The sequence below is a fragment of the Lacrimispora xylanisolvens genome (assembly GCF_002934545.1).
GTDB classification, from domain to species: Bacteria; Bacillota; Clostridia; order Lachnospirales; family Lachnospiraceae; genus Lacrimispora; species Lacrimispora xylanisolvens.
In genome coordinates this window covers 19,297-38,306 of the sequence record NZ_PTJA01000021.1, presented here as the reverse complement: position 1 = coordinate 38,306, position 19,010 = coordinate 19,297, and the positions used below count along the sequence as shown (strand labels likewise).

General features: G+C 43.0%; 18 protein-coding genes. 2 read left to right on the top strand and 16 right to left on the bottom strand.

Annotated elements, in window-relative coordinates:
- Positions 1–41: 41 nt before the first annotated feature.
- Complete coding sequence (locus BXY41_RS25860) at positions 42–1,007, top strand: DUF5688 family protein (RefSeq protein WP_104439762.1); 966 nt, start codon at positions 42–44, stop codon at positions 1,005–1,007.
- On the opposite strand, the gene BXY41_RS25855 is transcribed toward BXY41_RS25860, so the two are convergent.
- The 9 genes from BXY41_RS25855 to BXY41_RS25815 form a co-directional block, all read right to left on the bottom strand.
- Positions 970–1,389, bottom strand: coding sequence for a threonine/serine exporter family protein (locus tag BXY41_RS25855; protein ID WP_104439761.1), 420 nt, complete (start codon positions 1,387–1,389; stop codon positions 970–972). The two genes, BXY41_RS25860 and BXY41_RS25855, sit on opposite strands and share 38 nt — an antisense overlap.
- Positions 1,383–2,162: a threonine/serine exporter family protein gene (locus BXY41_RS25850; protein ID WP_104439760.1), complete on the bottom strand. Its 780-nt coding sequence runs from the start codon at positions 2,160–2,162 to the stop codon at positions 1,383–1,385. Before BXY41_RS25850 ends, BXY41_RS25855 begins: the two co-directional genes overlap by 7 nt.
- Before the next feature lie 19 nt (positions 2,163–2,181).
- A complete protein-coding gene (gene feoB / locus BXY41_RS25845) occupies positions 2,182–4,179 on the bottom strand; it encodes a ferrous iron transport protein B (protein WP_104439759.1) in 1,998 nt (665 codons plus the stop codon).
- Complete coding sequence (locus BXY41_RS25840) at positions 4,172–4,405, bottom strand: FeoA family protein (RefSeq protein ID WP_104439758.1); 234 nt, start codon at positions 4,403–4,405, stop codon at positions 4,172–4,174. The genes feoB and BXY41_RS25840 overlap by 8 nt, the downstream gene beginning before the upstream one ends.
- A gap of 132 nt (positions 4,406–4,537) precedes the next feature.
- A complete protein-coding gene (gene uvrB, locus BXY41_RS25835; protein ID WP_104439757.1) occupies positions 4,538–6,523 on the bottom strand; it encodes an excinuclease ABC subunit UvrB in 1,986 nt (661 codons plus the stop codon).
- 115 nt (positions 6,524–6,638) lie between these two features.
- Positions 6,639–7,886, bottom strand: a complete 1,248-nt coding sequence (locus tag BXY41_RS25830) for a 3-isopropylmalate dehydratase large subunit (RefSeq protein WP_104439756.1) — start codon at positions 7,884–7,886, stop codon at positions 6,639–6,641.
- A 9-nt stretch (positions 7,887–7,895) separates the two neighbouring features.
- Positions 7,896–8,387 carry a LeuD/DmdB family oxidoreductase small subunit gene (locus tag BXY41_RS25825; protein WP_104439755.1) on the bottom strand — a complete coding sequence of 164 codons (492 nt, stop codon included), beginning with the start codon at positions 8,385–8,387 and terminating at the stop codon, positions 7,896–7,898.
- Positions 8,388–8,407: 20 nt separating this feature from the next.
- Complete coding sequence (locus tag BXY41_RS25820; protein WP_104439754.1) at positions 8,408–9,649, bottom strand: 3-isopropylmalate dehydratase large subunit; 1,242 nt, start codon at positions 9,647–9,649, stop codon at positions 8,408–8,410.
- 2 nt (positions 9,650–9,651) lie between these two features.
- Positions 9,652–10,131: a LeuD/DmdB family oxidoreductase small subunit gene (locus BXY41_RS25815; RefSeq protein ID WP_104439753.1), complete on the bottom strand. Its 480-nt coding sequence runs from the start codon at positions 10,129–10,131 to the stop codon at positions 9,652–9,654.
- Between the two features lie 193 nt (positions 10,132–10,324).
- Between BXY41_RS25815 and BXY41_RS25810 the strand changes: the two genes are divergently transcribed.
- On the top strand, positions 10,325–11,353 hold the full coding sequence (locus tag BXY41_RS25810; RefSeq protein ID WP_104439752.1) for a threonine aldolase family protein: 1,029 nt from the start codon (positions 10,325–10,327) through the stop codon (positions 11,351–11,353).
- Between the two features lie 59 nt (positions 11,354–11,412).
- Here the strand turns inward: BXY41_RS25810 and BXY41_RS25805 are convergent, their stop codons facing one another.
- The 7 genes from BXY41_RS25805 to BXY41_RS25775 all read right to left on the bottom strand — a co-directional run bounded on the left by BXY41_RS25805 (position 11,413) and on the right by BXY41_RS25775 (position 18,993).
- On the bottom strand, positions 11,413–12,708 hold the full coding sequence (locus BXY41_RS25805; protein ID WP_104439751.1) for a S41 family peptidase: 1,296 nt from the start codon (positions 12,706–12,708) through the stop codon (positions 11,413–11,415).
- Positions 12,709–12,730: 22 nt separating this feature from the next.
- Positions 12,731–13,888, bottom strand: coding sequence for a murein hydrolase activator EnvC family protein (locus BXY41_RS25800; RefSeq protein WP_104439780.1), 1,158 nt, complete (start codon positions 13,886–13,888; stop codon positions 12,731–12,733).
- A 57-nt stretch (positions 13,889–13,945) separates the two neighbouring features.
- The gene (gene ftsX, locus BXY41_RS25795; protein ID WP_104439750.1) at positions 13,946–14,854 is read right to left on the bottom strand and encodes a permease-like cell division protein FtsX; all 909 of its coding nucleotides are present in this window, start codon (positions 14,852–14,854) and stop codon (positions 13,946–13,948) included.
- Positions 14,844–15,530: a cell division ATP-binding protein FtsE gene (ftsE, locus tag BXY41_RS25790; RefSeq protein WP_104439749.1), complete on the bottom strand. Its 687-nt coding sequence runs from the start codon at positions 15,528–15,530 to the stop codon at positions 14,844–14,846. The genes ftsX and ftsE overlap by 11 nt, the downstream gene beginning before the upstream one ends.
- A gap of 254 nt (positions 15,531–15,784) precedes the next feature.
- Positions 15,785–16,873, bottom strand: coding sequence for a PucR family transcriptional regulator (locus BXY41_RS25785; protein ID WP_104439748.1), 1,089 nt, complete (start codon positions 16,871–16,873; stop codon positions 15,785–15,787).
- A gap of 101 nt (positions 16,874–16,974) precedes the next feature.
- Positions 16,975–18,087: an ABC transporter ATP-binding protein gene (locus tag BXY41_RS25780; RefSeq protein WP_104439747.1), complete on the bottom strand. Its 1,113-nt coding sequence runs from the start codon at positions 18,085–18,087 to the stop codon at positions 16,975–16,977.
- A gap of 321 nt (positions 18,088–18,408) precedes the next feature.
- Complete coding sequence (locus BXY41_RS25775; RefSeq protein ID WP_104439746.1) at positions 18,409–18,993, bottom strand: class I SAM-dependent methyltransferase; 585 nt, start codon at positions 18,991–18,993, stop codon at positions 18,409–18,411.
- Positions 18,994–19,010 lie beyond the last annotated feature (17 nt).

The window sequence follows — 19,010 nt, the reverse complement described above, 5'->3', positions numbered from 1 at the left end:
TCATGCGATTTACATAGATCAAATCTAAGGAGGTATACAATATGGTATACAATCAATTTCAAAAAGCAGTAAAGGAATCACTGGAAGAACGTTTTGGCTCTGGTTACAGCCTGACGCTTCAAAGCATTACGAAAAATAACGGACTGACCCTTGACGGTATCTGCATCAGCAGGCCACAGGAACACACAGCTCCGGCTATTTATCTTAAGACCTTTTATGATACTTATAAAAATGGAAAATCATTTCCCCAGGTTGTAGATGAGATTATGGAATTATATCAGACACAGCATTTGCCAGATGATAATTTTATAGAAGAACTACACTCAGAAAGCCCTTTAACAGACCGTATCATCTTCCGCCTGATCAATGAACCGGCCAACCGTACCCTTCTAACCGATCTCCCCCACATATCATTACCAGATCTGGATTTATCACTGATCTTCTGTCTGTCTTTAAACAAGAAAGATGACCAGCTTCTCACAGCTATTATCCACAATTCCCATCAAAAACTATGGAACTTATCCACCGAAGATTTATATCAGTATGCTAAATTAAATACTCCGGACTTATTTCCTGCACAGATCAGTTCTCTTATGGAGGTAATAAAAGAAATAGCAAGAAAATCTTCAGACACGGAAATAAAAGAGGAAGACTGGTCCGGTTTATTTGACCCCTCTCCCCTGTCCCCTCCCATGTATGTCCTCACCAATCCTTACGGTGTCCACGGTGCTTCCTGTATGTTCTATGAAGACATATTAAAAGACTTCGCAGATAGCATGGAAGGCGATTTAATCATTCTGCCTTCCAGCATTCACGAAGTCCTGCTAATCCCCCACAGCAATCATATTTCCTATGAAGAGCTGGCGGAAACCGTATTTTCCATCAATCAGGAGGAGGTTCCTCAGGAAGACCGCCTCTCCAACCATATCTATTACTATTCCAGATCAAAGAACCACCTGTCTGTTGCTTTTACTTCTTCTTTCCCAATCGGAACAATGAATCCATAATAAAAATTGCCATGGCAATGGCACCGGAAACCTGAAGTGTCTCCACCAGATAATGGCTGGAAAGCACCGGATCATTGCTGATCACATAGGACACGCTTCGGTATATAGAAGCACCAGGCACGGAAGGCAGGATTCCTGCCACCAAAAACACTGTAACAGGTGCTTTACATACTCTTGCAGAGATATGACTGAACAGCGCTACCAAAAGAGTGGATAAAAAAGCCGCAGCTATGACCGACCCGGCTGCGGCTTGTACGAGAAGGTATACCAGCCAGCCGACTGCACCGATTGTTCCTGAAAGAATCAGATACTTTTTCGGAAGCTCCAGTATCAGAGCAAAGCTGATCACTGCAAGAAATGCTCCAACTGTCTGAATTACCATATAATATACCCCCCGGTCATCCACTGATACAGGCCCATGCCAGCACCCACTCCTGCCGCTACTGCAAGGGCAATCACCACAGCCTCCACAATTCTTGCCGTACCTGATGCATAATCCCCATTTAACGTATCACGGATCGCTGTGGTAAAGATTACTCCCGGCACTAATGGCATGATGGCACCGATTATAATAATATCACTTTTAATTCCAGATAGTGCCCATCGTTCCAGTAAAAGAGTGGTCAAAGCAATTAAGAAGGCACAAAATGCATTGGCACAAAAATCATTTAAACGGATCTTTTGGGAAATCTCCATGGCAACCGCCAACACAGCTCCGGTCACAGCTGCCGCCACACAGTCTCTTGCGTTACCCCCAAGAAGCAGGGTAAAAAATACCGCCACTCCCACAAAGCCCATATCCTTAAGCCTTTTATGAAACTGAACTGTCTTTCGTATCTCCTTCAGCCGCTCAAATGCCTCTTCCACCGTCATAAGGTCTGCACAAAGCTTTCTTGACACATCATTCACCAGATAAACCCGGTTTAAATTGGTATTTCTGACCGTCACCCTTCTTGCTACTGTAATCGCCTCTATGGACGGATCGTTTAAGGATGCAAAAATGCCTGTGGAAAATACGATGGCTTCTGCCGTATTCCGGCCTGCTTTTCTTAAAATATGGTCAATGGTATCTTCCACACGAAAGATCTCCGCACCACTTATCAACATAATCTCACCTGCCAGAACAGCAGTTTCCACAAGCAGTTTATCATTCATCAGCTTATCCTCTATCCAATTAAAAAATCAAACTTCCAATCTGATACACCATTACAGCAAAGAACCAGGCAACTGCCAGCTGAAACAGAACCATACCAAGTGTCCATCTCAGCGATCCGGTTTCTTTCTTTATGGTGGCAACCGCAGCAATACAGGGGGAATAAAGAAGGCAGAAGATCATCAGCGCATATGCGTTCACTCCGCCAAATCCCACATTACCCAGCAATCCGGATAATTCAACCATTCCAGCTGCCGAATTAATATTACTGATTCCAAATAATACGGAAAAACTGGAAACCACAACTTCCTTAGCAGAAAGCCCGGAAATAAGCGCTACCGCAATTCTCCAGTCTCCCAGTCCCGCAGGAGAAAGAACAGGAATTAAAACCCTGCCAATCATGGCTGCAAAGCTTTGTGATACATCGGTAACGACCCCATGAAGCCCTGTATTGAGTACAAACCACAGTACGATAGAAGCCAGAAATATGGTAGTACCTGCTTTTCCAAGATAATCTTTCACTTTATCCCACACATAAATTGCAACCGTTCTTGCATTGGGCGTCTTATATTCCGGCAGCTCAATTAAAAGTGTATCCTCTTCCTGAGATTTTATCATCTTATGAGTCACATGGGCAATCAAAATCGCAACCATAAGTCCGATCACGTATAAAGAATAAGCCGCAATCAACGCATGGTTCGGAAAAAACATCTCTGAAAACAATACATAAATAGGCAGTCTGGCAGAACAGGACATAAACGGTGTGATGAGTATTGTCCTTCTCCTGTCCCTTTCACTGGGCAGCGCTCTCGCTGCCATTACAGCCGGCACCGTACAGCCAAACCCTAAAAGCATGGGAAGAAACGCCTTGCCGGAAAGTCCCACCCTTCCCATTATTTCATTCATTACATAAGCAACTCTCGCCATATAACCACTGTCTTCCAAAAAAGCCAGGGCAAGAAACAGAATAAAAATATTCGGTAAAAAAGTAAGGATTCCTCCTACACCTGCAACGATTCCATCCACTACCAGGGAAGTGATCCAGTCCGCTGCATGAATCCCCGTCATCATCTGATACATAAACGACGACAGATGATCCAGTGCGATCTCAAAATAACCCTTCAGAAAATCCCCCACAGTGAATGTCAGGAAAAACACAAGGGCCATAATACCAAGAAACAAAGGAACTCCCCAGAAGGGATGGGTCAGATAATCGTCAATTTTATCTGTCATTGCCGCCTTCTGCTCTTTGTTAACCAGGCATTCGTGAATCACTCCTTCTATATAGTCATATTTCTCATTTATAATCTGTTTTTCATAATTATGATCAATTATATTGCTTAAATCAACGGGATGGTCATTTGCCACCTCTTCATCATATTCCAAAAACTTAATGGCATGCCACCGAAGATTTTTAAGCTTCCCATAATGGGCTTTCAGTACTGTCTCCACTTTGGATATCTTGTTTTCAATTCGTGGTGTGTACGTAACCACCACTCCCTGGGGTCCTTCCTCGTAATGATGAACCACTGCATGCATAAGAACATCAAGTCCGGTCCGCTTTCTGGCTGAAACCGGTACTACAGGGATATTCCCAAGCATCTCAGGAAGGCGGTGAAGATCAATCTCCATCCCCCTGTCTTCTACAATATCCATCATATTTAGAGCCAGAATCACTGGCTTTTTCAGTTCCAGAAGCTGAAGTGTCAGATATAAATTCCGCTCCAGAGAGGAAGCATCCACAACGTTAATAATCACATCAACAGATTCATCTTCCAGACACTTTCTTGTAACAATCTCTTCTATGGTGTAGCTGGTCAGGCTGTAAATTCCAGGTGTATCAATTACCCGTATGGTCTGGCCTTTATAAATGGTTTCCCCTTCCACACGCTCCACCGTAACACCCGGCCAGTTTGCCACTTTCAGCCTTGCACCGGTAAAAGCATTAAACAGAGTTGTCTTCCCGCAGTTGGGATTACCAACGAATGCAACACGGATAGTTCTGTTGTCATCACTCATGGCTGGTCTCCTCCTTTATCTCAATTCCCTCTGAGATCTTCCTGCCCAGAGCCAGACGAGTCCCTCTGACCTTTATAATCACGGTGCCGCTTCCTTTTTTGTTTAATAAGGTAACTGGCGTCATCTCGTTGACGCCTAATGCTTCCAGCCTTCTTGTAATGGCATCTTTCACCATAACACTGTATACAATGTAGGTCTTTCCGATATCTCCTTCATGAAGCTTCATAATAATCTCCTCTGAATGCAGCCAGTTCCAAAAACCGGCGCACCAGGGTTCTTTCCCTGGATTGCATCCATAGAGATTTTACACTTATTGAGAATCATTGTCAATACTATCCTAATACCTGAAAGATATTTTTTACTGACTGATATCCTGAAGCATCTTTTTCACCTGTACCATTCGGTCACGCAGCTTTGCAGCCTCTTCGAAATTCAGTTCTGCTGCTGCCTGATGCATCTTTTTTGTCAGTTCCTTTGATAGCTTTTCCAGTTCCGTTGCATCCATGGATTCTGGATCTTTTTTAAATTCCTTATCGTCAGCTGCTGCCGCTTTTGATATGGCTATTAAGTCGCGAACCGCCTTTTTAATGGTAGTGGGTGTGATTCCATGTTCTTCATTATACCGTTCCTGAATTGCTCTTCTCCGGTTTGTCTCTTCAATTGCAACTCTCATGGAATCCGTCATATTATCTGCATACATGATAACGTGGCCTTCCGAGTTTCTGGCTGCTCTTCCTATGGTCTGAATAAGAGAAGTCTCAGAACGCAGGAAGCCTTCCTTATCCGCATCCAGTATGGCTACCAGTGTGATCTCCGGAATGTCCAATCCTTCTCTCAAAAGATTGATTCCTACCAAAACATCGAACACATCAAGTCGCATATCACGGATGATCTCCGAACGTTCCAGCGTATCAATATCGGAATGGAGATATTTGACCCGGATGCCTACCTCTCTCATGTAATCCGTCAGGTCTTCTGCCATACGTTTGGTCAGAGTGGTGATTAATATCTTATTCTTCTTCTCCACCTCTTTATTGACCTCAGAGATCAAATCATCAATCTGGCCTTCCACCGGTCGGACGTCAATCTCCGGATCCAGCAGTCCGGTTGGACGTATGATCTGTTCTACCCGTAAAAGCTCATGCTGGGATTCATAAACAGATGGCGTAGCCGAAACAAACATCATCTGATTGATCTTGGCTTCAAACTCTTCAAAATTCAAAGGCCGGTTATCCAGGGCTGAGGGAAGACGGAATCCAAAGTTTACAAGAGTGGTTTTTCGGGAGCGGTCTCCTGCATACATTCCTCTTACCTGAGGAAGAGTAATGTGGGACTCGTCCACTATGATCAGAAAATCATCGGGAAAATAATCAATTAAAGTATAGGGTGGTTCTCCCGGTTTCCCTCCTGTTAAATGTCTGGAATAATTCTCAATTCCGGAACAGAAGCCGGTCTCTTTCATCATCTCCACATCAAAATTGGTCCGTTCAGAGATTCTCTGGGCCTCTAAAAGTTTGTCTTCACTTTTAAAATACTCCACCTGCTCTTTTAATTCAGCCAGAATTGTGGAAGCGGCGTGCTCCATCTTATCCTTGGAAACAACATAATGAGAAGCAGGAAATACTGCAATATGACCCAGCTCTGCCCGGATTTCACCTGTCAGTGTATCAATTTCCGTAATCCGGTCTACCTCATCTCCAAAGAATTCCACCCGGTAAGCTTCACTGCCGGAATAGGATGGGAAAATCTCCACCACATCCCCCCGTACCCGGAACGTACCGCGCCTGAAATCCATATCATTCCGGTCATACTGAATATCAATCAGTTTATGAATTACTTCATCCCGGTCCTTGATCATTCCAGGCCGTAAGGAAATCACCATCTCCTGATAATCGATGGGACTTCCCAGTCCGTAAATGCAGGAAACCGAAGCAACGATAATCACATCTTTGCGCTCCGATAATGCCGCAGTGGCAGAATGGCGCAGTTTATCGATCTCATCATTGATGGAGGAATCCTTTTCAATGTAAGTATCGGTAGATGGTACGTATGCTTCGGGCTGATAATAATCGTAATAGGAAACAAAATACTCCACTGCATTCTCCGGAAAGAATTCCTTGAATTCCCCGTAAAGCTGTGCAGCAAGAGTTTTGTTATGAGCAATAATTAATGTAGGCTTTTGTATTTCCTGTATAACATTGGCCATGGTAAAGGTCTTTCCAGAGCCGGTAACTCCCAGTAAGGTCTGAAACTGATTGCCTTCCTTAAATCCTTTTACAAGCTGTTCTATGGCCTGGGGCTGATCTCCGGTCGGGGCAAACTCTGAATGCAACTGAAATTCCATACGTTCTTTTTACCTCCTTGGTGAACTATCGTACCAGGATTATAACATAGCAAAGATAAAAAGTATAGGCAGGGAAGGAACATTTGTTCTGATTTTATTTTTTAGTAATCTGCTGCTATTCAGCGCTTACAATTCGGCCGGCTAATGCACAGGCGGCGGCCGTTTTGGGAGAAGCCAGATATATTTCAACTTTGGAAGTTCCCATTCTTCCCAGGAAATTCCGGTTATTGGTAGCCACTACCCGTTCCCCGTCACTTAGAATTCCTCCGGTTCTTCCGCAGCATAATCCGCATCCCGGATGGGTGATAATGGCACCTGCCTCAGACAGAATCTCCATGATTCCCTGGTCCATGGCTTCCTGGTAGATCTTCCGGCTTGCAGGTGTCACAATAAGCTTTACGTAATCAGCTACCTTTTTGCCCTTTAACACCTCTGCTGCCGCTGCCAGATCCTCCAGACGCCCATTGGTGCAGGAACCGATAAATACCTGGTCAATATCGATCCCCTCCAGTTCACTGACGGGCTTGATTTTATCCACCTGGGAAGGACATGCCATAACAGGAACAAAATCCTCTGCACGATACCGAATTACTTTTTTGTAAACCCCATCCTCATCTCCAGTCAGACTCTTCTGAAATTCGTTCAGCTGTATTTCACAATACTCAGCCGTTTTCTCATCCGGAGTAAACAAGGCACATTTTGCACCTGCCTCAACAGCCATATTGGCTATGGTCATGCGGCTTGACACCGACATCTCCTCCACGGTGCTTCCTGTAAATTCAAGAGCCAGATAAGTGGCTCCGTCTGCACCCAGATCCCCGATCAGGCGCAGAATAATATCCTTAGACATCACATCATCCGGAAGTTTTCCTTCAATTACCACCTTAATCGTCTCCGGTACCTTGATCCACATGGTACCGGTACCCAGAATACTTGCCATCTCCGTATAACCGATTCCGGAAGAAAATGCTCCCACACAGCCATATGTAGTGGTATGGCTGTCTGTCCCAAAAACCACATCTCCCGGTTTTACGTATCCCGCTTCCGTCATCAGCTGATGGCAGATTCCATCACTTCTGTGAACATGCTTCATTCCGTATTTTGCTGCAAATGCATCTCCGATCCGAAAATGCCTGGTGTCATCAAGCTGGCTGGCTGGAACCAGATGATCATAGATGAGAACCGCTTTATCCGGATCCCAAAGCTTTTTAAAGCCCATTTCTTCAAATTTATCTGCTACAAAGGGAATAAAAATATCATGAATCATTACCCTGTCTGCTTTCACAGTCACAATATCTCCCGGCTTTACATTTTGAGCACCTGTATTATGCCTGATTATTTTTTCAATGATTGTGTATCCCATTGCCCCTCCTTAATCCAGTCCGTTGCGTTTTCTCATGGCTTTTACCAGTCCGCCTGCACTGATAATATCAACCAGATTCTGAGGCAGCGATGCAATCTGATAAAATCTGCCCTGGTATTCCACATGTTCATTTACCGTAACCTGAATGATATCACCTTCTGTCATATCATCATATAAATCCGGCTGTTCCATAAGAAGCAGACCATTGTTAATGGAATTGCGGAAAAATATTCTGGCAAAGGATTTGGCTATTACGCATTTCACACCAAGAGCCTTAATAATCTCAGGCGCCTGCTCCCTGGAAGATCCGCAGCCAAAATTTTTACCAGCTACTATGATATCTCCTTCTTTGATCAGTCCAGCCAGTTCCGGCCGGAGAGGGCTAAAGCCATACTGCTTCATCTCATCTATGGTTTTTAGTGCCAGATATTCCGTAGGAATAATGATATCGGTGTCAATATCATCTCCAAGAACCCAGACTTTTCCTGTAAATGTCTCCATTTTTATATCCTTTCCCCTGATTATGCCAGCGTAATTTCTCCTGCAATCGCTGATGCCGTCACTGTGGCAGCAGAACCTAAATATACCTTGGAACTGGGATGACCTGCCCTGCCTTTAAAATTACGGGTTCCGGTACTGATGAGAACCTCATTCTCACCAATGACACCCTGACAGCTTCCCCAGCAGACACTGCAGTTGGGATTCATAACAATTGCACCAGATTCCATGAAAATGTCTATGAGTCCTTCCTTTAATGCCTGTTTGTATACGGAAAGGCTTGCCGGGACAACCAAAAACCGGACACTGTCCGCTACCTTTTTTCCCTTAATAATACCGGCTCCGATTCTCAGTTCTTCAATCCTGCCATTGTTGCAGGACCCTAAAAATGCTTCATCTATTTTCACGCCGCAGACTTCTTTTGCAGGAACCACATCATCTACAAAATCCGGTCTTGCAATCACTGGCTGGATAGCAGACAAATCAATGGTATATTCCCTTGCATAAACAGCATCAGGATCACTTTTATATACAGCTTTTGGCTTTCTCCCATGCTCTTCTAAATACGCAAGGGCGATTTCATCGGCCTCAAAGATACCGGTTTTTGCTCCTGCTTCAACGGACAAGTTGCATAAAACCATACGGTCATTGACACTCAGTGTCTTTGCTCCCTCTCCGCAAAATTCCATCACCTGATAGTTGCATCCATTGGCACCAATCTGACCAATAATGGTAAGCATTAAATCTCTTGGATAAACTCCCTCTGGAAGCTTTCCAACCAGATTGAATTTAACTGACTCCGGAACCAGCACCCAGGATGTCCCTGTAACCATACCATAAAGAAAATCCGTACAACCAACGCCTGTACCAAAGGCACCTAACGCACCATACGTGCAGGTATGGCTGTCTGCTCCAAAAATCAGTTCTCCAGGACAAACGTAGTTTTCCATCATAATCTGATGGCATACGCCCTTTCCCTCCCAGAAATCAATCTGATGCTCTCTGGCAAAATCTCTCATCTTCTTCTGGGCTGCCGCAGTCTTTGGATTATCTGCAGGCACATTGTGATCTACTATAAAGACCAGTTTTTCAGGATCTGCAATACGGGGATTGGTCAGCTTGTTGTGATACATATCAACGGTTAAATGAGTTGTTCCGTCATTGCTCATCAGGCGGTCTAAATTAACAGTATGAATGTCCCCCGGCTTTACATGATCCACACCGGCAGCAGCCGCTATTATTTTTTCTGCGATTGTCATTCCCATACTTATTCCTCCTTATTTAAAGATGCAATCAGGCCGCCCTGATTCAAAATATTCTGCATATATTCCGGAAGCTTCGTACAGGAGTACTCTTTTCCCTTTGCCTTAACGATTCCCTCTGACAAAGACAGCTCCATCACATCACCTGTATTTACGTCATCCGGAAGTTCTTTGCACACGATCACAGGAAGTCCGATATTAATTGCATTCCGAAAGAAAATTCTGGCAAATGATTTGGCGATCACTGCTTCAACACCAAGAGCCTTCAACACTCCCGGTGCCTGCTCTCTGGACGAACCGCATCCAAAATTCTCCCCTCCCACTACATAATCTCCCGCCTTTACTTTTTTAGGAAAGTCGGGATCAAGCGATTCAAATGTATGTACTTTCATTTCTTCAAGGTCAGGTAATAACAGATACTGGGATCCTATAATCTGATCCGTATCCAGATCATTATGAAATTTAAAAATTGCACCTGTCGGCATAAGGTTTCCTCCTGCTCATACGTAATACATATTCTTTTATTTATTTTACCACAGCCATTAATATAATAATAATACATGATATGAATATTTACTATAACATAAGATTATATTATACTTGTCCATCTGCCATTGTAAATCTGTCCCATTTAGTATATCATATTTTTTATACCATCAATCATCAGGAGGACATTTTATGTATAGCTTTAATAACGATTACAGCGAAGGCGCGCATCCAAGGATTCTGGAAGCGATCACACGGACCAATCTGGATCAGAACAGCGGATACGGAACTGACGGGCACTGTACCCGTGCCAGGGAGATGATCAGACGGGAAATCGGGCGTGAGGACGCTGATGTTCATTTTATTGTGGGGGGAACCCAGACGAACCTGATTACCATCGGAGCTGCTCTCAAACCGTGGCAGGCAGTGATCTGTGTCGCTCAGGGACATATTAATGTCCATGAAACCGGTGCGATAGAAGCCACAGGCCATAAAGTTCTGGCTATGCCTGGAAGAGACGGAAAACTGACTCCTGATGATATCATTCAGGCGTTGGATCATCATACAGACGAACATATGGTACAGCCCAAGATGGTCTACATCTCAAACTCCACCGAAATCGGAACCCAGTATTCCAAAGCAGAACTGGAAGCAATCAGCAGTCTGTGCCTTTCAAAAAACCTTTATCTCTTTTTAGATGGCGCCCGACTGGGATCTGCACTGACCAGCCCGGTGAATGATTTGACTATAAAAGATATAGCTGCTTTAACTGATGTTTTTTATATCGGGGGAACAAAAGCCGGTGCTTTGTTTGGTGAAGCTTTAATTATCAGCAATCCGGATTTAAAACCGGATTTCCGCTTCATGATGAAACAGCGTGGAGCTCTGCTGGCAAAAGGCTGGCTCCTTGGCATTCAGTTTGAGGAGTTATTTACAGACAACCTCTACTATGATCTGGCTTCCCATGCCAATTCCATGGCAGAAATCTTAAGAAAGGGAATTATTGACTGCGGCTACTCTTTTTATTCTGCCTCATTAACGAATCAGCTGTTTCCAATATTTCCTGATGATGTGATAGAAAAGCTGGAGAAAGAATTTGTATTCTCCATACAGGAAAAAAGAGCTGATGGCCACTCTGCCATTCGTCTGGTTACCTCCTGGGCGACCAGAGAAGATGCATGCAGGCATTTTCTAAGTATACTGAAGAACTGCTCCCTGTAATGAGAAAGCCCTTAAGAAACCGGCAATGAAATTGCTGTTGTCTCTTAAGGGCTTTATTTTTATTTTAAAGCATTAATTGCTTCTATCAGCTGATTGTCTTCATTATGCTCAATCTTAATTTTTGTTTTCAGCTCTTCTTTTAATTCTACGGGAACATCTGGTTCAAGGCCCTTTTTATGAAGATCAAAACCGCTTGGCGTATAGTAATGGGCAACTGTCATCTTAATTGCAGTTCCGTTATCTAACGGGAACAGGGTCTGCACAATCCCCTTGCCAAATGTTTTAGTACCTACAAGCTTTGCTTTCTTATATGCCTTAAGGGCACCGGAGAAGACCTCAGATGCACTTGCAGACTGACCATTCACCAGAACTGCCATTGGAACATCTACCTGATGACCATCTGATGCATAATACTGATCACCTTTTCCGTTCTTATCTGCCATATAAACAAGAAGGGTTTTATCTTTTTTGGTTCTTACCAGATTGGGATCGCCTTCAATGACCAGATTATCGGGAAGAATGTAATCCAGCATGGATACAACTGCATCCACGACTCCGCCAGGGTTATTTCTTAAATCAACCACCAGCTTTTTCATTCCCTTTTTCTCCAGATCATCGATTGCACCTTTAAACTGATCAGCAGTTACCGTATCGAACTGACTGACTGAAATATATCCAACATTGTCAGCCAGCATTTCATACTCAACTGTAGGCACTGTAATCTGCCGGCGTTCCATGGTCATATCGATATAATCGCCTGCCTCCTTACGAAGTACAGTGATTGTCACAGGTGTTCCTTTTTCGCCTTTGATGTAATCCTTTACTACCAGTTCCAGATCAATTCCTGTCACTTCTTTGCTGCCTACCTTATAAAGGATATCACCAGGCAGTATTCCTGCTTCCGCCCCGGGAGTTCCTTCAAATACCTTGCTGACTGTAATGACTCCCGTTGAGGGATTCTGACTTACCATCACACCAATCCCGCAGTATTCTCCGGCTGTATCTTCCATCAGTTTTTTATATTCATCAGCCGTGTAATAAACCGTGTAGGGATCCTCAAGGCCATAAAGCATTCCTTTATAGATCCAGTCTTCCACTTTCGTATTGTCTTCGTCAAAGAGATAATACTTATCTATTACGCTTTGAATGGTCTGAATCTTAGCCACAATCCGGTTCATATCCAGATCGCCGTTCTGATTCTCTGCCTGAACGGATTCAGCCGTTGTTCCCTTATCAATTGCAGTTCTTCCAATTAAAAAAATGCCTAAGGACATCCCCACAATTACAAGGGCTGCCAATGTGGTAAGAAGTGCTCCGACTAGGGCACCCTTCCAAAATTTATTCTTACTTTCCACTGTCATTCTCCTATCTAGCTCATTATGGGCTTACATACTTCACTGGATTTACATAACTTCCATTCACTCTGATCCCAAAGTGGAGATGCGGTCCTGTGGAATACCCGGTAGAACCCACTTTTGCAATTAACTGTCCCTGCGACACTTCCTGCCCCGCTGAAACCAGGAGTTCGGAACAGTGCATATAAACAGTATAGACTCCCCCGCCATGATGAATCATGATATAATTGCCGGCAGAATAACTGTATGTAGAGATCGTTACAGTCCCGGAAGCTGCTGCTACAATACCGGCACCGGTTGATGCTCCGATGTCTATGCCCTGATGATTAGAAGAGGCTCCTTCGGTTGGAGATTCTCTGTCTCCGAAAGAAGAAGTGATTCTTGAAGATGACGGGCTGGGCCATATAAAGCTAATATTCCCGATTGCCACCGTATTATACGTTTTTCCAGCCTTCTGGGCAGCTTTCCGTGCTTCTTCCTCTTGTTTTCGTATCTGTGCTTCCATTTCTTTGATACGCTGTTCCTGAGCTGCTATATCCTTTTCCAGTTCAGATAAGTTTTCCTGGTTCTTGGCTATCCTGGTCTGAACCGATGCAAGTTCCTGGTTTTTTGCCTGTAAAAGTTCCTCAGCCTCCTGCTTTTTGTCTCTGGCAGCAGTCTGGAATCCAAGCAGATTCTCATATTCTGCCTTTAACAGAGCTTCTCTCTGACTGACCTCTTCTTTGGTTCTTTTATAATCCTCCAGCATTCTTCTATCATATGCAGCAATGCTTCTGATATATTCCGCCCGGTTATAAAGCTGGGTGAGATCGGCGGACTTAAACAGCAAGTCCAGATAATTCGTCTCACCCTTTTCATACATATATTGAATTCTGAGTTTCATATTCCGGTATTGATGTTCCTGTGCTTTTTTTGCGGTCTCAAGATCTGCTTTGGCAGTTTTTATCTGCTCTTCTTTCGCTGAGATCTGGGCGGTGAGTGCCGTTAGCTGCTTATCATAGACAGCCAGTTTGTCATCCAGACCTTTCACATAAGACGCAGCATCCGCTTTCAGCCCTTCCAGCTCTTTTAAAGCTGATTCCACTTCCTTTTTTTGATCCTCCATGGAACTGGCCTTTTTCTTTGCATCATTTACATCATTCTTTGTACCATAGGAGGGAAATATACATGATACGGTCATCAAAAGACCGATTCCCACTGCAAACAGTCTTTTTCCATGATTCACGGACGACTCCCCTTATACTTTTAAATGTTTCCGGATTGTAAAGAAACTGACAAAGAATCCAATTCCAAGTCCCAGTGACATAGCAGTTGCCGCCATGTAAGGAAATATGGCATCCACGGGAAGAAACTGAAACAATCCGGAAAGAATGCTGAACTTAGTCACTACATATCCAACTGCTGAACGGTAGAGAAAATAAATGGCGATCAGAGGAAGAGAGGCACCCACCAGTCCAATGATGACTCCTTCTACCACAAAGGGTGCTCTGATCATATAATTGGTCGCACCGATCAGCTTCATAATCTGGTTCTCGTTTTTACGAAACGCAGCTGCAACGGAAATTGTATTGCTGATTAAGAAAATAGCCACAGCCAGAAGAATACCAATGATCAGCATGGAAAGGATTCCTATCACTTTGTTTAAGCTGTTCATACCTTCTGCCGCTGTCTTGGAATAATTAACTTTCCTTACTCCCTCTATTCCATTTAACCAGGATACAAGCTCATCCTGCTGGGTTAAATCATTTAGAAATATTGAATAGGAAGAAGAATTGGCGAGGGGGTTGTCCTCTTCAAAGCCTTCTGCAAGATCCTGCATATCACCGAAGTACTCTTTCTTTGCTTCTGACCATGCGTCCTCAGCAGAGGTGAATTTTACTTCTTTTACTTCTTTTCGTTGTTTAATCTCATTGCCAATCTCAGTGATCTTGTTCTTATCAAGACCCTCATTAAAAAATACAGTGATTCCTACTGTGCTCTCCGTATTTTTCACTACATACTGTACATTTACCATAATAGAGAAGAACAGACAAAAAAGGAAAATGCATGCGGATACTGTTGCAATGGAGGCCAGGGAAAATAATATGTTTCTGCAGATGTTTATTACACCTTGTTTCAGACAATACCAAAATGTACTAATTCTCATACGTATAACCGCCTTTTTTCTCATCGCTTACGATGGTTCCGCGATCCATCATAATTACCCGCTTCTTCATACGGTCTACAATCTCCTGGCTGTGGGTAACGACAATTACTGTAGTACCCAGCTTGTTGATCTCCTCTAAAAGCTTCATGATCTCCATGGAGTTATGGCCGTCTAAGTTGCCGGTTGGTTCGTCGGCCAGAAGAATTTCAGGTTTGTTAATGAGCGCTCTTGCAATCGCCACTCGCTGCTGCTCTCCGCCGGAAAGCTGCTGCGGGAAAAATTTATATTTGGAAGAAAGCCCCACCATCTTTAACATGGCTGGCACTGATTCTTTTATACTTCTTGTGGATGCCCCTATGACACGCTGCGCAAATGCAACGTTTTCATACACATTCCGGTCTTTTAACAGGCGGAAATCCTGAAAAACCATGCCAAGCTTCCTGCGGTACCTGGGGATGAACCGCCTTGGCATCTTGCCTAAATTCATATCATTTACTATAATCTTACCAGAGGTGGGTTCCACTTCTTTTAACAGCATCTTCAGCAGAGTGGATTTTCCGGAACCGCTTCTGCCGATGATGAAAACAAATTCACCGTCCGCTACCGTCATATTGATGTTACGCAGTGCCTTGTTTCCCGCCTCGTATGTTTTACTTACGTTCCATAATTCAATCATTTTAGTCCTCTGAGTAATTTTGCATAGCGTGATTTTCTTTGATATATACGTGAAACAGTAGATTCGTTAAGACGCTAATAAGTAGAAACCTCGAAATATATTGAAACGCGACTCCGCAGTGGAACCTCGATTACGCTTCGCTTCATCTCGGTTTACGGGCTTCGCCCTATGAAAAGAGTCAGCAATACAGATGCTTTTGTGCAAGCACAACGCATCTGTATTACTGCCTCTTTTCGCACTGCTCTTGGCTGGCGTTAATAGTCCTGGTTCTCCATATACTTCATATACTTTACTACCATCAGGGCAATCTTAAACGTAATTGCATCCTCAAACACCCGAAGATCCAGTCCAGTGCTCTTCTGCAGCTTATCCAAACGATAAACCAACGTATTTCTATGAATATAAAGCTGTCTGGAAGTTTCGGAAACGTTCAGGCTGTTCTCGAAAAATTTGTTGATGGTGGTCAGGGTCTCTTCGTCGAAATCATCTGGTGATTTGCCGTCAAAGATCTCTTTAATAAACATGCGGCATAAAGGCAACGGAAGCTGATAAATCAGACGTCCGATTCCAAGCTTGCTGTAAGCTACCACATTCTTATTACTATAGAAGATCTTACCTACATCCATGGCCATCTTGGCTTCTTTATAGGATCTGGATACTTCCTTGATCTCATTTACAATAGTACCGAATGCTACGTGAACCTGTGTCATAGCCTCTGTGTTCAGCATGTCCAGAACCGTATTGGCCGTTTTCTCCAGATCATCGTAGTTCTCGCCTTCTTTTACCTCTTTAACAAGAATGATATTCTTCTCGTCTACGGCAGTTACAAAATCTTTTGTCTTTGCCGCAAATAAATTGCGTACGGTCTCCAGCGCATTCACATCTTTTTCGTGCTGTGTTTCAATAATAAATACAACACGTCTGATATTGGTTTCAATGTGAAGTTTCTTTGCCCGGTTATAGATATCCACCAGAAGCAGATTATCTAATAAAAGATTCTTAATAAAATTATCCTTATCAAATCTCTCTTTATAAGCAACTAAAAGACTCTGGATCTGGAAAGATGCTAATTTGCCTACCATATATACATCATCACTTCCGCCTTTTGCAAGGAGGATGTATTCTAACTGATGCTCGTCGAAGACTTTAAAAAACTGATATCCCTGGATTACCTGACTGTCGGCTGGAGAATCCACGAACGCCAGGATCGAACTTTCGTAATCTTCCGCATCAGGAAATGTGGTAGCCAAAACCTTTCCTTCTGTATCGCAAATACACAGATCTATTCTTGTTATTCCTTTTAATCCTTCAATGGTTGTTTGAAGTATTTGATTCGAAATCATGGCATAATCTCCTTTTTCGTAAATTTACCTTATTCTATATTAATGCAAAAAGAAAAAAAAAGCAAGCGAGTATCATACTCGCTTGCATAAAATTTCATCAATTAGTTTAATACAACTAATTCTGTATCCTTGTCAAATACATGAACTTTTGTTAAATCAAGAGCAAGCTTGATTGTATCGCCAGGTCTTGCAGTTGTACGAGGATTTACTCTTGCAGTGAAGTTTACTTCTTCTACATCGAAGTATAAGTATACTTCTGCTCCAAGTAATTCGTAAACTCTGATGGTTGCATCGATTACGCTTGCAGGAGAAGACTCAAGGAATGCTTCCTCATCATGAAGATCTTCTGGACGAATACCTAAAACTACAGTCTTTCCAATATATCCGCCATCTTCCAGTTTCTTTGCTTTCTCAGCTGGAAGAGCGATTGTGTTTCCACCAAATGTTAAAGTTACATCGCTTCCGCTCTTAGCAACAGTAGCTTCAATTAAGTTCATCTGAGGAGCTCCGATGAATCCTGCTACGAATTTGTTGCCTGGCTTATCATATAAGTTCTGAGGAGAATCAACCTGCTGAATAACACCATCTTTCATAACTACGATTCTGGTACCAAGTGTCATAGCCTCTGTCTGATCATGTGTTACATAAACCATAGTAGCTTCAAGTCTCTGATGTAATTTAGAGATCTCAATACGCATCTGGCCTCTCAGCTTTGCATCAAGGTTGGATAACGGCTCATCCATTAAGAACACTTTTGGATTACGAACAATGGCACGTCCCATAGCAACACGCTGTCTCTGTCCACCAGATAATGCCTTTGGCTTACGATCTAATAAATGTTCCAGATCAAGGATTCTTGCAGCTTCATGAACCAGCTTATCAATCTCATCCTTTGGAGTCTTTCTCAGTTTCAGACCAAACGCCATGTTATCATATACAGTCATATGTGGATACAAAGCGTAGTTCTGGAATACCATCGCGATATCTCTATCCTTAGGCTCTACATCGTTCATTAACTTTCCATCGATGTAAAGTTCACCGGAGGAAATGTCTTCCAAACCAGCAATCATACGAAGAGTTGTAGATTTACCGCATCCAGATGGTCCTACAAAAATAACAAATTCTTTGTCTGCAATCTCCAGATTGAAATCCTTAACTGCCTCAAATCCATTGGGATATCTTTTAACGATGTTTTTCAGTGATAAACTAGCCATTTACTAATCCTCCTAAAAATAAAATATATATTCTCTGTTCTGAACCACAAGCCCCCACAGCTGCAGCTCCATGTTTCTGAAACAATCATACATGAATTGTTTTTTTTTTACCATATTCTTATTTACCAAAATCCATTTGGGGCTTTTGGCTAATTTGTATAACCATTGAAAAAACTGACTGAAACGTCAAAATATCAAGATACAGGCTCGTACATTTCTGTCTATATTCGATACCCTGTGACTATTTTGCCTCTTATTTGGTTATATATTACAAGGCGATGTCGTTATTTTCGACATCGCCTTGTAATATTTTAAATATATTTATTTCTTTTTCGCAAGAACGTTCAGCCATCTTACGTCAGAATGACCGGAACGAATATCTTCGGTTTCCCACAGCTTTAAAATTTCAAATCTGCCGTTTTCTCTTAAGAGCTGGGAAATAGAGTCTGCGGTAAAGTCACTGAAATACCGTTCGCCGCGGAACCCCTCAAAATCTCCCAGTTTAAAAGACATGTATAGAATACCCTTCTCATTTAAGGCCCTTGCTATCTTTGTAAGAATGCCTGACAGTTCCTTTTTCGGAGTATGAAGCAGTGATGCACACGCCCAGATTCCGTCGAATACGTCGTCAAAATCTATCTGCTCAAATGTCATCTGTAGTACATCAAGACCCGTGTGGATTTCCGCCAGCTTACACATCTCAGAAGATGCATCCAGCGGTGTCACATCATATCCCAGTTCATATAGAGTTAGGCTGTCTCTTCCTGACCCGCAGCCCAAATCCAGAATCGTATCGCCTTCCTCCAGATAATTTAAAAATTCTCTCATGATTTCTGACATATCCTGATTTACTGTTTCTTCAAATTCCTTTGCCGCATACTTATTATAATAGTCTATCGAGTCCAAAATAATCCTCCTGTTAT

Excerpts from the sequence above, each read along its gene's own strand:
- BXY41_RS25785 (WP_104439748.1), bottom strand. The coding sequence starts at position 16,873 with ATGATTTCGAATCAAATACTTCAAACAACCATTGAAGGATTAAAAGGA.
- BXY41_RS25780 (WP_104439747.1), bottom strand. The coding sequence starts at position 18,087 with ATGGCTAGTTTATCACTGAAAAACATCGTTAAAAGATATCCCAATGGA.
- BXY41_RS25800 (WP_104439780.1), bottom strand. The coding sequence starts at position 13,888 with ATGACCGTATCATGTATATTTCCCTCCTATGGTACAAAGAATGATGTA.
- BXY41_RS25810 (WP_104439752.1), top strand. The coding sequence starts at position 10,325 with ATGTATAGCTTTAATAACGATTACAGCGAAGGCGCGCATCCAAGGATT.
- ftsE (WP_104439749.1), bottom strand. The coding sequence starts at position 15,530 with ATGATTGAATTATGGAACGTAAGTAAAACATACGAGGCGGGAAACAAG.
- BXY41_RS25855 (WP_104439761.1), bottom strand. The coding sequence starts at position 1,389 with ATGGTAATTCAGACAGTTGGAGCATTTCTTGCAGTGATCAGCTTTGCT.
- ftsX (WP_104439750.1), bottom strand. The coding sequence starts at position 14,854 with ATGAGAATTAGTACATTTTGGTATTGTCTGAAACAAGGTGTAATAAAC.
- BXY41_RS25830 (WP_104439756.1), bottom strand. The coding sequence starts at position 7,886 with ATGGGATACACAATCATTGAAAAAATAATCAGGCATAATACAGGTGCT.
- feoB (WP_104439759.1), bottom strand. The coding sequence starts at position 4,179 with ATGAGTGATGACAACAGAACTATCCGTGTTGCATTCGTTGGTAATCCC.
- BXY41_RS25815 (WP_104439753.1), bottom strand. The coding sequence starts at position 10,131 with ATGCCGACAGGTGCAATTTTTAAATTTCATAATGATCTGGATACGGAT.
- BXY41_RS25825 (WP_104439755.1), bottom strand. The coding sequence starts at position 8,387 with ATGGAGACATTTACAGGAAAAGTCTGGGTTCTTGGAGATGATATTGAC.
- BXY41_RS25840 (WP_104439758.1), bottom strand. The coding sequence starts at position 4,405 with ATGAAGCTTCATGAAGGAGATATCGGAAAGACCTACATTGTATACAGT.
- BXY41_RS25850 (WP_104439760.1), bottom strand. The coding sequence starts at position 2,162 with ATGAATGATAAACTGCTTGTGGAAACTGCTGTTCTGGCAGGTGAGATT.
- uvrB (WP_104439757.1), bottom strand. The coding sequence starts at position 6,523 with ATGGAATTTCAGTTGCATTCAGAGTTTGCCCCGACCGGAGATCAGCCC.
- BXY41_RS25860 (WP_104439762.1), top strand. The coding sequence starts at position 42 with ATGGTATACAATCAATTTCAAAAAGCAGTAAAGGAATCACTGGAAGAA.
- BXY41_RS25820 (WP_104439754.1), bottom strand. The coding sequence starts at position 9,649 with ATGGGAATGACAATCGCAGAAAAAATAATAGCGGCTGCTGCCGGTGTG.